Source organism: Pseudomonas sp. NCHU5216 (genome assembly GCF_052156495.1).
In the GTDB taxonomy this organism is placed as follows: domain Bacteria; phylum Pseudomonadota; class Gammaproteobacteria; order Pseudomonadales; family Pseudomonadaceae; genus Aquipseudomonas.
Genome location: NZ_JBQLIX010000012.1, coordinates 57,228 through 71,399, shown reverse-complemented (window position 1 = coordinate 71,399; position 14,172 = coordinate 57,228). Strand labels below are relative to the sequence as shown.

The window sequence follows — 14,172 nt, the reverse complement described above, 5'->3', positions numbered from 1 at the left end:
ATCAGGCCAACAGAGCGAATCAGGCGGACATCCGTCGGGGCGCAGAAAATATTGGTTGCACCTGGTTGCACCTTGCGTATTCTCGGGTTTACTCTCCCGCAGCTTTTGCTGCCTGCCATCGAAGGCGGCAGCCCTTCGGGCCGTCGCAAGCGACGTAAAGATTGCCCAGGCAATCTTTTACCGTGCATAACCTGACAATAAGTAGGAATCACCCATGGCTACCACCACTCTTGGCGTAAAGCTCGACGATGCCACCCGCGAGCGTTTGAAGAAGGCCGCTGCACAGATCGACCGCACGCCGCACTGGATGATCAAGCAGGCGATCTTCAATTATCTGGAGCAAGTCGAGAGTGGCCTGACGCCCGCCGAGCACGCCGGCCTGGCTGCTGCCGCCGGTGAGGAGAGCCTGGAGTCGCTGAGCGATGCGGGCCTGCAGGTGTTCCTCGACTTCGCCGAGAGCATCCTCCCGCAGTCGGTGCTGCGCGCCGCCATCACCAGCGCCTACCGTCGCCCGGAAACCGAAGTGGTACCTGTGCTGCTGGAGCAGGCACGCCTGACCCAGGAGCAGGCCGAAGCCTCGCAAAAGCTGGCTCTGGGGATTGCCGAAAAACTGCGCAAGCAGAAGAACGCCAGCGGCCGTCAGGGCCTGGTGCAGGGCCTGCTGCAGGAATTCTCGCTGTCGTCGCAGGAAGGCGTGGCGCTGATGTGTCTGGCCGAAGCCCTGTTGCGCATTCCCGACAAGGCCACCCGCGACGCGCTGATCCGCGACAAGATCGCCAACGGCAACTGGAGCCAGCACCTCGGCCAGAGCCCGTCGATGTTCGTCAACGCGGCGAGCTGGGGCCTGCTGATCACCGGCAAGCTGGTGTCGACCCACACCGAAGCCGGCATGACTTCGGCGCTCAACCGCATCATCGGCAAGAGCGGCGAGCCGGTGATCCGCAAGGGTGTGGACATGGCCATGCGCCTGATGGGTGAGCAGTTCGTCACCGGCGAAACCATCGCCGAAGCCCTGGCCAACGCCGCCACCCTGGAAAGCAAAGGCTTCCGCTATTCCTACGACATGCTCGGCGAGGCCGCACTGACCGAGGAAGACGCCAAGCGCTACCTGGCCTCCTACCAGCAGGCCATCCATGCCATCGGCAAGGCCTCCCATGGCCGTGGCATCTACGAAGGCCCGGGCATCTCCATCAAGCTCTCCGCCCTGCACCCGCGCTACAGCCGTGCCCAGTACGAGCGCGTGATGGACGAGCTGTACCCGACCCTGCTGAGCCTGACCCAACTGGCCAAGCAGTACGACATCGGCATCAACATCGACGCCGAGGAAGCCGACCGCCTGGAGCTGTCGCTGGATCTGCTCGAGCGCCTGTGCTTCGAGCCATCGCTGGCCGGCTGGAACGGCATCGGCTTCGTCATCCAGGCCTACCAGAAGCGCTGCCCCTACGTGATCGACTACGTCGTCGACCTGGCCAAGCGCAGCCGTCATCGCCTGATGATCCGTCTGGTCAAGGGCGCCTACTGGGACAGCGAGATCAAGCTGGCCCAGGTCAACGGCCTGGAAGGCTACCCGGTGTACACCCGCAAGCCATACACCGACGTGGCCTACATCGCCTGCGCGCGCAAGCTCTTGGCCGCGCCGGAAGCCATCTACCCGCAGTTCGCCACGCACAACGCCCATTCGCTGTCGGCCATTTACCACCTGGCCGGGCAGAACTACTACCCGGGTCAGTACGAATTCCAGTGCCTGCACGGCATGGGCGAACCGCTGTACGAGCAGGTGGTGGGCGCACTCAAGGATGGCAAGCTGAACCGCCCGTGCCGCATCTACGCGCCGGTGGGCAGCCACGAGACGCTGCTGGCCTATCTGGTACGCCGCCTGCTGGAAAACGGCGCCAACACCAGCTTCGTCAACCGCATCGCCGACCACAGCATCTCGCTCAAGGATCTGGTGCTCGACCCGGTCGTGCAGGTCGAGCAGATGGCCGCGCAGGAAGGCACCGTCGGCCTGCCCCATCCGCGCATCCCGCTGCCGCGTGACCTCTATGGCAAGGATCGGGTCAACTCGTCGGGCCTGGATCTGGCCAACGAACATCGCCTCGGCTCGCTGTCCTCTGCGTTGCTGTCGAGCGTCAACCAGAGCTACCTGGCCGAGCCGATGCTCGGTTGCGATGGCGCCAATCCGGGCGAGCCGGAGCCAGTGCGCAACCCGGCCGATCACCGCGACCTGGTCGGCCATGTGCGCGAAGCCAGTATTGCCGACGTGGACAGCGCCATCCTCTGCGCCATGGCCAGCGGGCAGATCTGGCAGTCCACCCTGCCGGCCGAGCGCGCCGCCGTACTGGAACGCGCCGCCGATCTGATGGAGGCCGAGCTGCAGCAACTGATGGGCCTGCTGGTGCGCGAATCCGGCAAGACCTTCGCCAACGCCATCGCCGAAGTGCGCGAGGCGGTGGACTTCCTCCGCTATTACGCGATCCAGGCACGCAGCTTCGGCAACGACAGCCACCGCCCGCTGGGCCCGGTGGTGTGCATCAGCCCATGGAACTTCCCGCTGGCGATCTTCAGCGGCCAGGTCGCTGCGGCACTGGCCGCCGGCAACACCGTGCTGGCCAAGCCGGCCGAGCAAACCCCGCTGATCGCCGCGCAAGGCGTGCGCATCCTCCTCGAAGCCGGCGTACCGGCCGGTGCCGTGCAACTGCTGCCGGGCCGTGGCGAAACCGTCGGTGCGCGCCTGGTGGGTGACGAGCGCGTGCGTGGCGTGATGTTCACCGGCTCCACCGAAGTGGCCGGCATCCTCCAGCGCAACATCGCCGGCCGCCTCGACGCCCAGGGCCGCACCATTCCGCTGATCGCCGAAACCGGCGGCCTCAACGCCATGATCGTCGACTCCTCGGCGCTGACCGAGCAGGTGGTGATGGACGTGGTCGCTTCGGCCTTCGACAGCGCCGGCCAGCGTTGCTCGGCCCTGCGCGTGCTGTGCGTGCAGGACGACGTGGCCGACCGCGTGCTGACCATGCTCAAGGGCGCCATGGCCGAATACAGCCTCGGCAACCCGGAGCGCCTCAACACCGACATCGGCCCGGTGATCGATGCCGAAGCCAAGGCCGGTATCGAAACCCATATCGCCAAGCTGCGCGAAAAAGGCCGCAAGGTCACCCAGTTGGCGCGCGTCAATGGCGAAGAGATCAAGCGCGGCACCTTCGTCGTGCCGACCCTGATCGAGCTGGACAGCTTCGACGAGCTCAAGCGCGAAATCTTCGGCCCGGTGCTGCACGTGGTGCGCTACCAGCGCGCCAACCTCGGCAAGCTGTTGCAGCAGATCAACGACAGCGGCTACGGCCTGACCCTAGGCGTGCACACCCGTATCGACGAGACCATCGCCCAGGTGGTCGGCACCGCCAAGGTGGGCAACCTGTACGTCAACCGCAACATGGTCGGCGCCGTGGTCGGCGTGCAGCCCTTCGGTGGCGAAGGCCTGTCCGGCACCGGCCCGAAAGCCGGTGGCCCGCTGTACCTGTACCGCCTGCTGTCGACCCGCCCGCAGGAAGCCGTTGCTCAACACCTGCAACAGGCCGAGGTGCAGGCACTGCCGGTACCGAGCGAGCTGGACAAGGTGCGCAGCGCCTTCGCCGAGTGGGCGAGCAAGCAGGAGCCGGCCATCGCCGCGCTGTTCGAGCAGTACCGTGCGCTGTCGCAGAGCTACAGCGCCCACACCCTGACCGGCCCCACCGGCGAGCGCAACAGCTACACCCTGCTGCCGCGCGAGCACGTACTGAACCTGGCCGACGAGCGCAACGACCTGCTGGCGCAACTGGCCGCGACCCTGGCCGTCGGCAGCCAGGCGATCTGGCTGGAAAGCCAGCGCGCGCTGTACAGCGAGCTGCCGAAAGAGGTGCAGAAGCACGTCAAGCTGGTGGCCGACTGGAAGGGCGTCGACGTGGAGCTGGACGCCATCCTGCACCACGGCGATTCCGACCAGTTGCGCGCGGTCAGCGAACAGGCGGCGCAGCGCAAGGGCGCCATCGTCGGCGTGCACGGCCTGAACAAGGGCGAAACCGACATCCCCCTGGAGCGCCTGCTGGTCGAGCATGCCCTGAGCGTCAATACCGCAGCCGCTGGTGGTAACGCCAGTTTGATGACTATTGGTTAAGCGCAAGAGCCATCAACAAGGATAGACCGTTTAGAAACGCAGGTAGGGACGTAGGCCGTACCGGGACGCCAGCCGCTCGGAAGCAGTACGCCGTTGGTAGGAGTATGAATTTGAGCCGTGTGCCGAACTCGGCATGGCCCGGCGGACTGTTCGCTGGCGCTCCTGAGTCCGCCCTACGGCTGATCTCGTACTCAAGCACTCTGTGCTGCGTCTGGGTTACCTCGGGTTCAGGCGCGTGCAGAGCCCGCCCAGGAGGGCGAACGCAATCGTCGTGGAAGAGGTTGAGCGACACGGATGTCGCGAGAGCCGCGATGGGCCAGGGATGGCCCACCGCGGCGGGCCTCTGGAGCGGCGATGGAGTGAGCGAACCCTCGCGCAGCGAGGGCCGGATGATCGGGCGGAGGGTTTTGGTTACTTTGCCCGCAAAGTGACTCGCCCGGGAGGGCGAAACCAAAAACATCAACAAAAATGCGGCAATTCGGAACAGGCACAAGAACAACTCACACCGTATTGCCAGTCCGGTCTCAAAACTGGCTTTCCCGAGATTCCGCGAAGAGCCATTTTTAAACGGACTGTCATGCCGTGGAAAGCTTACTGAAAGCTTTCCACGGCATGCTGTAACCACATGACGCAACTGCCTGCAGGGGTTACCCACCCGGCGTCGTGCTCCTTCCTTTGACCTTAGGGTCTGCGCCAGCCTACCCGGCCGGCGCGTCGAGCGGGGCCAACCGCCCCGCCCGCTCCCTCCCACTCCCCATCGCAAAAAGCCAGCATTGCATCCCGGAAATTCAGGGCTATGGTATTGGCACTGACGTACCATCTACGCCAGCCAGAGCAGCAGTCCTGATGCTTCTCGGGTGCTCGACAACGCCTGCAACAGGGATGTGCGTTGACGAAACCTGACCATTGATTCAAGTCAGGATGCAGTGCTCGCCAAACGCGCTCAATACCCATGTCCCCCTGGTGACACGGAGGTAATTGAGATGTCTGACTCGACGCAAAAACTCCACCTCGGCGCGCTCGTCGCGCTGGTCGTCGGCTCCATGGTCGGCGGCGGTATCTTCTCCCTTCCCCAGAACATCGCGGCCAGCGCCAGCGCCGGCGCCACCCTGATCGGCTGGCTGATCACCGGCGTCGGCATGCTGACCCTGGCCTTCGTGTTCCAGACCCTGGCCAACCGCAAACCCGAACTCGACGGCGGCGTCTACGCCTACGCCAAGGCCGGCTTCGGCGACTACATGGGTTTCTCCTCGGCCTGGGGCTACTGGATCAGCGCCTGGATCGGTAACGTCAGCTACATGGTGCTGCTGTTCTCCACCCTGGGTTACTTCTTCCCTGTGTTCGGCGAAGGCAACACCCTGCCAGCGGTGATCGGCGCCTCGATCCTGCTGTGGCTGCTGCACTTTCTGGTGCTGCGCGGGATCAAGGAAGCGGCCTTCATCAACACCGTGACCACAGTGGCGAAGATGCTGCCGCTGGCGCTGTTCATCGTCATCGCCGCCATCGCCTTCAAGCTGGACGTGTTCACCCGCGACTTCTGGGGTGCTGGTAATCCCGAACTGGGCAGCGTGCTGGATCAGGTGCGCAACATGATGCTGGTCACCGTCTGGGTGTTCATCGGCATCGAGGGTGCAAGCATCTTCTCCGCGCGTGCCGAGAAACGCAGCGATGTCGGCAAGGCCACGGTGATCGGTTTCGTCGGCGTGCTCCTGCTGCTGGTACTGGTCAACGTGCTCAGCCAGGGCATCCTCGCCCAGGCCGAACTGGCCGGGTTGAAGAACCCGTCCATGGCCGGTGTGCTGGAGCAGGTGGTCGGCCCCTGGGGTGCGCAGTTGATCGCCATCGGCCTGATCGTCTCACTGGCAGGCGCCTTGCTGTCGTGGACTCTGCTGTGCGCCGAGATTCTCTTCGCCAGCGCCCGCGACCACACCATGCCGGAGTTCCTGCGCAAGGAGAACGCCAATCACGTCCCGGCCAACGCGCTGTGGCTGTCCAACGGGCTGATCCAGCTGTTTCTGATCATCACCCTGTTCAACGCCTCCACTTACCTGAGCCTGCTGTACCTGGCCACCTCGATGATCTTGGTGCCGTACTTCTGGTCCAGTGCCTATGCGGTGCTGCTGGCCGTGCGTGGCGAGACCTACGAGAACGCCGCCGGTGAGCGCAACAAGGATCTGCTGGTCGCCCTGATTTCCACCCTCTACGCGGTGTGGCTGGTGTATGCCGCCGGCGTGCAATACCTGCTGCTTTCCGCCCTGCTCTACGCCCCCGGCGCAATCCTTTTCGCCAAGGCCAAACACGAGCTGGGGCAACCCATTTTCACCGGCATCGAGAAACTGATTTTCGCGGCCGTGCTGATAGGCGCCGCCATCGCGGCCTATGGGCTGTATGACGGTTTCCTGAGTCTGTAAGACCCTGTTTGCGAGCTGCTGCGCGTCGGCCCTACTGCGTTAAAGGCGGGCTCGGACTGCTCATTTACAGCTCGTAAACTCCGCATCCTCGCCCGTCTTTGCCTTGTATGGCTCTAGCTCGCGAGGTCGAAAACACGCTCTACGAGAAGGAGTTCTTTCATGAGCAAGAAGCCCCTCGGCGTTCATTCCGAAGCCGGCAAACTGCACAAGGTGATGGTCTGCTCCCCAGGCCTGGCCCACCTGCGCCTGACCCCCGCCAACTGCGACGAACTGCTGTTCGACGACGTGATCTGGGTGTCGCAGGCCAAACGCGACCACTTCGACTTCATGACCAAGATGCGCGAGCGTGGCATCGAGGTGGTGGAGATGCACAACCTGCTCGAAGAAACGGTGCGTGATCCGCAGGCACTGAAGTGGATTCTCGACCGCAAGATCACCGCCAACAGCGTCGGCCTTGGCCTGCTGACGGAGGTGCGCGACTTCGTCGAGGCCCTGGAGCCACGGCGTATTGCCGAGTTCCTCATCGGTGGCGTGTCCGGCGCGGATCTGGCCAAGCACAAGGATTCCGAGGCGGCGAAGATGTTCAACGCCTACCTGGGCGAGTCCAGCTTCATCTTCCCGCCGCTGCCCAACACCCAGTTCACCCGCGACACCACCTGCTGGATCTACGGCGGCGTCACCCTCAACCCCATGCACTGGCCGGCGCGTCGCCAGGAAACCCTGCTGGCCAGCGCCATCTACAAATTCCACCCGGACTTCGCCGGCGAGCAGTTCGAGATCTGGTACGGCGACCCGGACAAGGATCACGGCTCGGCCTCCCTGGAGGGCGGCGACGTGATGCCCATTGGCAACGGCACCGTGCTGATCGGCATGGGCGAACGCAGCTCGCATCAGGCCATCGGCCAGGTGGCCCGTGCGCTGTTCGCCAAGGGGGCGGCGGAGAAGATCATAGTCGCCGGCCTCGACCGCTCGCGCGCGGCCATGCATCTGGATACGGTGTTCAGCTTCTGCGACCGCGACCTGGTGACCATCTTCCCGGAAGTGGCCAACTCCATCGTGCCCTTCACCCTGCGCCCGGACGAGAGCCGCCCCGGTGGCATCGACGTGCGCCGCGAGGACAAAGCCTTCGTCGATGTGGTCGCCGAGTCTCTCGGCCTGAAGCAACTGCGCGTGGTGGAAACCGGTGGCGACGCCTACGAGGCCGAGCGCGAGCAGTGGGACGACGGCAACAACGTGATCTGCCTGGAGCCCGGCGTGGTGATCGGCTACGACCGCAACACCTACACCAACACCCTGCTGCGCAAGGCCGGCGTCGAGGTCATCACCATCAGCGCCAGCGAACTGGGGCGCGGTCGCGGCGGCGGCCACTGCATGACCTGCCCGATCATCCGCGACCCCATCGACTACTGATCCAGCCAACCCCGGTGGCCATCCGCTGCCGGGGTGTTTCGACAGCCCAAAAGGAGAGAGAACCATGGCGCTCAACATGCACAACCGCAACCTGCTCAGCCTGATGCACCACAGCACCCGCGAGCTGCGTTACCTGCTCGATCTGTCGCGCGACCTCAAACGTGCCAAGTACACCGGCACCGAGCAACAGCACCTCAAGCGCAAGAACATCGCGCTGATCTTCGAGAAGACCTCCACCCGCACCCGCTGCGCCTTCGAGGTGGCGGCCTACGACCAGGGCGCCAACGTCACCTACATCGACCCCAACTCGTCGCAGATCGGCCACAAGGAATCGATGAAGGACACCGCCCGTGTGCTCGGGCGCATGTACGACGCCATCGAGTACCGTGGCTTCAAGCAGGAAATCGTCGAAGAACTGGCCAAGTACGCAGGCGTGCCGGTGTTCAACGGCCTGACCGACGAATACCACCCGACACAGATGCTCGCCGACGTGCTGACCATGCGCGAGCACGCCGACAAGCCGTTGCATGACATCGCCTACGCCTACCTGGGTGACGCGCGCAACAACATGGGCAACTCGCTGCTGCTGATCGGTGCCAAGCTCGGCATGGACGTGCGCATCGCCGCGCCCAAGGCGCTGTGGCCGAGCGACGAACACGTCGCCGCGTGCAAGCAATTCGCCGAGGAAAGTGGCGCACGCCTCCTGCTTACCGAAGACCCGAAGGAAGCGGTCAAGGGCGTGGACTTCGTTCACACCGACGTCTGGGTTTCCATGGGTGAACCGGTCGAGGCCTGGGGCGAGCGCATCCAGGAACTGCTGCCCTACCAGGTCAATGCCGAGATCATGAAAGCCGCCGGCAACCCACGGGTGAAGTTCATGCACTGCCTGCCGGCCTTTCATAACAGCGAAACCAAGGTGGGCAAGCAGATCGCCGAACAGTACCCGCACCTGGCCAATGGCATCGAGGTCACCGAAGAGGTCTTCGAGTCGCCCTGGAACATCGCCTTCGAGCAGGCGGAAAACCGCATGCATACGATCAAGGCGATTTTGGTCTCGACCCTGGCGGATATATAGGTTCACGTAGCCCGGATGTCATCCGGGGATGGGCTTGTCTCCCCTCTCCCATTCATGGGAGAGGGGCCGGGGGAGAGGGTCTGGCCGGCGACGCCGAACGCCACACCACGCCCCGGATTCAATCCGAACGCCAAGGAGAAAACCATGCGACTCGTCATCGCCCTGGGCGGCAACGCCCTGCTTCGTCGCGGCGAAGCCATGACCGCCGACAACCAACGTGACAATGTGCGTATCGCCTGCCAGCAGATCGCCAAGGTGGCGCCCGGTAACGAGCTGGTTATCGCCCATGGCAATGGCCCGCAGGTCGGCCTGCTGGCCCTGCAGGGCAACGCCTATGATGCCGCCAACCCCTACCCACTGGACGTGCTAGGTGCCGAGACCGAAGGCATGATCGGCTACATGATCGAACAGGAACTGGGCAACCTGCTGCCCTTCGAGGTGCCCTTCGCCACCATCCTCACCCAGGTGGAAGTGGACGGCGCCGACCCGGCCTTCAAGCACCCCAGCAAACCCATCGGCCCGGTCTACAGCAAGGAAGAGGCCGAACGCCTGGCCGCCGAGAAAGGCTGGAGCATCGCCGCCGACGGCGACAAGTTCCGTCGCGTGGTGGCCAGCCCGCGCCCGCAGCGCATCTTCGAGATCCGCCCGATCAAGTGGCTGCTGGAAAAGGGCAGCGTGGTGATCTGTGCCGGTGGCGGCGGCATTCCGACCATGTACGACGGCAAGCAGTTGAAAGGCATCGAGGCGGTGATCGACAAGGATCTGTGCTCGGCACTGCTGGCCGAACAGCTCAACGCCGACCTGCTGGTGATCGCCACCGATGTCGACGCCGCCTATGTCGATTGGGCCAAGCCGACGCAGAAGGCCATCGCCGAAGCCCACCCCGACGCAATCGAAGCGCTCGGCTTCGCCGCTGGCTCCATGGGGCCGAAGGTACAGGCTGCCTGCGAGTTCGCCCGTAACACCGGCAGCAGCGCGGTGATCGGTTCACTGGAAAACATCGAAGCCATCGTCCAGGGCCGTTCCGGCACACGTATCAGCCTGGACGGCATTGGCATCGTCTATCGCTGAGGGCTCGAGCATGTTCACCCCTGGTCATCTGCACCGCGACAACCTCGACCGCCCGCCATCGATGCGCCATGCCCCGCCCTTCTCGGTGGATTTCGACTATGACGTGCGCCAGGATGCCGAGCGCGGCCCCATGCTGCACATGCGCCTGGCTGGCGAAATCGATGGCAAGCCGTTCGCGGAAGAGTTCGAGCTGCATCGCGATGTTGCCTACAACTTCGCCAGCGTCGCCACGCGAGTGGCCGCTCGCCATGGCCTGCCAATCAAGGCCAGCCCGGTGATGCGCAGCCACGACGAGTACGACAGAGTCTTCGCCGATATCCGCGCCAAGCTGCATGCCAAACCCGGTGAGCCGGTTAATCTCGATCACGTGCTCTGATGTAGCCCGGATGCAATCCGGGGACGCTCGGTGCATTTCCCGGATTGCATCCGGGCTACATGGCTTACGCAGAGCATCAGTCCCTAGGGGGCACCGCGCGCCCCAGTCGGCAGCGCACCAACTTATGGCCAACCTTGTCCTACTGGTCAGAAAACAGTGCAACACATCCCTCCTGAAAGATCCTAACCGACAGCTATCCAATTGATTTGCAACGCATAGGTGCAATCAAGAGAATTGGCGCCGTTTTTGCTGTAGCAGCACCAGCCTGACCACCTGGACAGGTTCATAACCATAACGACACGACATCATTCAGGAGCTCCCATGAACCGCACCCTTTCTTCGCTGGTGCTCGCCAGCGGCCTGCTGGCAGGCGGCCAGGCCGTTGCCGGCGATCTGCTGCAGTGGCAGAACAACAGCCTCACCTACCTCTATGGCCACGACTTCAAGGTCGACCCGGAAATCCAGCAGACCATCACCTTCGAGCACGCCAGCGGCTGGAGCTTCGGTGACCTGTTCTTCTTCACCGACCTGATCAAGTACAACGGCGAGGCGCAGAACGGCAACGGCGACGGCCACACCTACTACGGCGAGTTCAGCCCACGCCTGTCGTTCGGCAAGATCAGCGGTGCAGACCTGTCCTTCGGGCCGATCAAGGACGTGCTGCTGGCCTTCACCTACGAGTTCGGCGAGAAGGACGTCGACGCATTCCTGCTCGGCCCGGCGGTCGATCTGGACATTCCTGGCTTCGACTACTTCCAGCTCAACACCTACCTGCGCAAACCCAACAGCAGCCGCCCCGGCAAGAACGTCTGGCAGATCACCCCGGTGTGGAGCTACACCATCCCCGTGGGCGAGTCCGACATCCTCTTCGACGGCTTCATGGACTGGGTGGTGGACAACGACGAGAACCACCGTGGCGACTACCACGCCAACCTGCACTTCAACCCGCAGATCAAGTACGACCTGGGCAAGGCCATGAAGTGGGGCGAGAAGCAGCTCTACGTCGGCCTCGAGTACGACTACTGGAAGCACAAGTACGGCATCAGGGATGGTGGTTTCGTCAGCGACAACTTCGTCGGCCCCACCAACCAGAACACCGCCAGCCTGCTGGTCAAGGTGCACTTCTGAGTTCAGCGCAAGAACCAGGGTCGCAGGGATTTGCGACCTTCTGCCAATGCCCTCGGCCATCCTGACGTGCTTAGCTGCCGGGCATCACCAGATTGCCTCAAGGATGGACGATGCCAGCGCGCACCCTGCTGCTCACCGCTCTCGCCATGCTGGCCTTTGCCGGCAACTCGCTACTGTGCCGCCTGGCGCTGCGGGAAACCGAAATCGACGCGGCCAGCTTTACCCTCATACGCCTGCTCAGCGGTGCCCTTACCCTGTGGATACTGTTGCAACTGCGGCACACCCGGCGGCCCATGGCCGGCAACTGGCCGGGGGCACTGGCGTTGTTTCTCTACGCAGCAGCCTTCTCCTTCGCTTATCTGCAACTGGATGCCGGCGTCGGTGCCCTGCTGCTGTTCGGCGCCGTGCAACTGAGCATGCTGCTCTGGGGCCTGCTGCGCGGTGAGCGCCTTAGCCCCCTCGCCACGCTCGGTACCCTGTTGGCCAGCGCCGGCCTGCTGGCCTTGCTGCTGCCGGGCGCCAGCGCGCCGCCATTTTCCGCCGCGCTGCTGATGCTGCTCGCCGGCATCGCCTGGGGCGCCTATTCGCTGCTGGGACGCGGCCAGGGCGATCCGCTCGCGGTAACGGCCGGCAACTTTCTGCGTGCCACGCCGCTGGCGGCGCTGCTTGCCGTGGTGCTATCGAACCAGTTGCAATGGGATGGGCCTGGTCTGCTCTATGCCCTGCTTTCCGGCGCACTGACCTCAGGCATCGGCTATGCCATCTGGTACAGCGCCTTGCCCGGTCTGCGCGCCAGCCAGGCCGCCACCGTGCAACTCAGCGTGCCGATCCTTGCGGCACTGGGCGGCAGTCTGCTGCTTGGCGAAGCCCTGAGCCTGCGCCTGCTGCTCAGCGCCGCGGCGGTACTCGGCGGAATCGCCCTGGTACTGGGCAGCCGGCAACGCGCCGGGAGCTAATGGCGCTGGCAGCGGTCTTTTATCCTGAGCCCACAACGCCTGGGGAAGATCGCCATGTCTCGCCTGCTTCGTCTCTGCCTGCTCACGCTGCTCGCGGCCAACCTTGGCGCCTGCGCCAGCCTGAGCAATCGCGATCCGCTACGAGTCGACCTGGTTGGTCTCGAACCACTGCCCAGCCAGGGCCTGGAAGTGCGCTTCGCCGCCAAGCTGCGGGTGCAGAACCCCAACGACAGTGCGGTGAGCTTCAATGGCATGGCGCTGGATCTGGATGTCAACGGCCAGCCACTGGCCAGCGGCGTCAGCGATCAGAGCGGCAGCGTTCCGCGCTTCGGCGAAACGCTGGTCAGCGTGCCGCTGAGCATTTCTGCGTTTTCCATGGTGCGTCAGGCCTGGGGCGCCGCCGGTTATCAGCCCGGCCAGGAACTGTCTTATGAACTGCGCGGCAAACTGGCCGACGGCCTGTTCGGCACGCGCCGCTTCAGCGACAGCGGCACCCTGAGCTGGCCGCAGCCGCCAAATCCCTACTGACGGCTGCGCCTGCCTCAGGCCGCGCAGGCCGGCTGGCCACGACGCCTCGCCACCTGCTGGCGGCAGGCCTCACCAAAGGCCTGGAAGATCTTCACCGAATCCGGGTTCTGCGCTGCCTGCCATTCCGGATGCCATTGCACGGCGAACAGGAAGGGCGACAGGCTCGGCCCATGGATCGCCTCGATCAGGCCATCCTCGGCGGTGGCCAACACTTCCAGCCCCTTGCCCAGGGTACGGATGGCCTGGCCGTGCAGGGAATTGACGCGAATCTCCTCCTGCCCCATCAACTCGGCAAACCAGCTACCGGGAACCGGCTTCACGCCATGGCTCGGTGCGTATTGCACCTCGACCGGATCCTCGGGGTTCTCGCGGTGATCGTTGAAACCGGGCTCGGCATAGACCTTCTGGTAAATGTCGCCGCCCAGCGCCACGTTGATTTCCTGCATGCCACGGCAGATGGCGAAGATCGGCAGGCCGCGAGCAATGGCTGCCTTGATCAGTGGCAAGTCAAACAGGTCGCGGTCGCGATCCTGGGTCTTTTCCGGCGTGAGGTTTTCCTGGCCATAGAGGCTCGGATCGATGTTGCTGCCGGCACCGGTCAGATAGATACCGTCGGCCATATCCAGATACTGCTCGAGGTCATCGGTACCACAGCAGGTGGGCACCAGCAGCGGCACGCAGCCGGAGAAGTCGACCAGGGGCTGAATGTACTTGTGGGTCATGACCTGATAGGCATGGCCCTTGCGCTCCTGAGCGCCCATGGACATCAACACGACGGGTTTGCGCGGGGTATTGCGGATCTTGTTATCGGACATACGTCACCTTGGGACAGGCCGGGCCTGTCGTTGCTGTACAGGCCCGGCGAAATGCTCGCGACCTGGTTGGCTAACTCCGCACGCAACCGAGCGTCCTGCACGCTGGCCACCTTCCGACGGCGACATGACCCAGGCCTTTTCGCTCCATGAAAAGGGTTGCCCAACATGGCAACCAATACCCGAACCAGTAGCGGAATCTGCCGCCAGTGTGCCCGAGCCGTAAAATATGTCAAACATCAAACCGATCTATTT

Annotated in this window: 10 protein-coding genes; 9 read left to right on the top strand and 1 reads right to left on the bottom strand. The window is 63.9% G+C overall.

Annotated elements, in window-relative coordinates:
- The first annotated feature begins 214 nt into the window (after nt 1-214).
- The 9 genes from putA (at nt 215) to ACSVIK_RS11155 (ending at nt 13,105) form a co-directional block, all read left to right on the top strand.
- The gene (putA, locus tag ACSVIK_RS11195) at nt 215-4,150 is read left to right on the top strand and encodes a trifunctional transcriptional regulator/proline dehydrogenase/L-glutamate gamma-semialdehyde dehydrogenase (protein ID WP_442444398.1); all 3,936 of its coding nucleotides are present in this window, start codon (nt 215-217) and stop codon (nt 4,148-4,150) included.
- Nucleotides 4,151-5,133: 983 nt separating this feature from the next.
- Nucleotides 5,134-6,561 (top strand): arginine-ornithine antiporter, encoded by a 1,428-nt coding sequence (gene arcD, locus ACSVIK_RS11190; RefSeq protein WP_442444397.1) that lies wholly within the window; start codon nt 5,134-5,136, stop codon nt 6,559-6,561.
- Nucleotides 6,562-6,720: 159 nt separating this feature from the next.
- Nucleotides 6,721-7,971 (top strand): arginine deiminase, encoded by a 1,251-nt coding sequence (gene arcA, locus ACSVIK_RS11185; RefSeq protein WP_442444396.1) that lies wholly within the window; start codon nt 6,721-6,723, stop codon nt 7,969-7,971.
- 64 nt (nt 7,972-8,035) lie between these two features.
- Nucleotides 8,036-9,046 carry an ornithine carbamoyltransferase gene (locus tag ACSVIK_RS11180; protein WP_442444395.1) on the top strand — a complete coding sequence of 337 codons (1,011 nt, stop codon included), beginning with the start codon at nt 8,036-8,038 and terminating at the stop codon, nt 9,044-9,046.
- A 144-nt stretch (nt 9,047-9,190) separates the two neighbouring features.
- Entirely contained in the window at nt 9,191-10,117 is a 927-nt protein-coding gene (arcC, locus tag ACSVIK_RS11175; protein ID WP_442444394.1) for a carbamate kinase, read from the top strand.
- A 10-nt stretch (nt 10,118-10,127) separates the two neighbouring features.
- Nucleotides 10,128-10,493 carry a DUF5064 family protein gene (locus tag ACSVIK_RS11170; protein ID WP_442444393.1) on the top strand — a complete coding sequence of 122 codons (366 nt, stop codon included), beginning with the start codon at nt 10,128-10,130 and terminating at the stop codon, nt 10,491-10,493.
- A gap of 321 nt (nt 10,494-10,814) precedes the next feature.
- Complete coding sequence (locus ACSVIK_RS11165; RefSeq protein WP_442444392.1) at nt 10,815-11,621, top strand: outer membrane protein OmpK; 807 nt, start codon at nt 10,815-10,817, stop codon at nt 11,619-11,621.
- Between the two features lie 110 nt (nt 11,622-11,731).
- Nucleotides 11,732-12,577 carry an EamA family transporter gene (locus ACSVIK_RS11160; RefSeq protein ID WP_442444391.1) on the top strand — a complete coding sequence of 282 codons (846 nt, stop codon included), beginning with the start codon at nt 11,732-11,734 and terminating at the stop codon, nt 12,575-12,577.
- A 54-nt stretch (nt 12,578-12,631) separates the two neighbouring features.
- Nucleotides 12,632-13,105 (top strand): LEA type 2 family protein, encoded by a 474-nt coding sequence (locus ACSVIK_RS11155; RefSeq protein WP_442444390.1) that lies wholly within the window; start codon nt 12,632-12,634, stop codon nt 13,103-13,105.
- Nucleotides 13,106-13,119: 14 nt separating this feature from the next.
- On the opposite strand, the gene ACSVIK_RS11150 is transcribed toward ACSVIK_RS11155, so the two are convergent.
- Nucleotides 13,120-13,920 carry a gamma-glutamyl-gamma-aminobutyrate hydrolase family protein gene (locus ACSVIK_RS11150; RefSeq protein WP_442444389.1) on the bottom strand — a complete coding sequence of 267 codons (801 nt, stop codon included), beginning with the start codon at nt 13,918-13,920 and terminating at the stop codon, nt 13,120-13,122.
- Between the last annotated feature and the right edge of the window lie 252 nt (nt 13,921-14,172).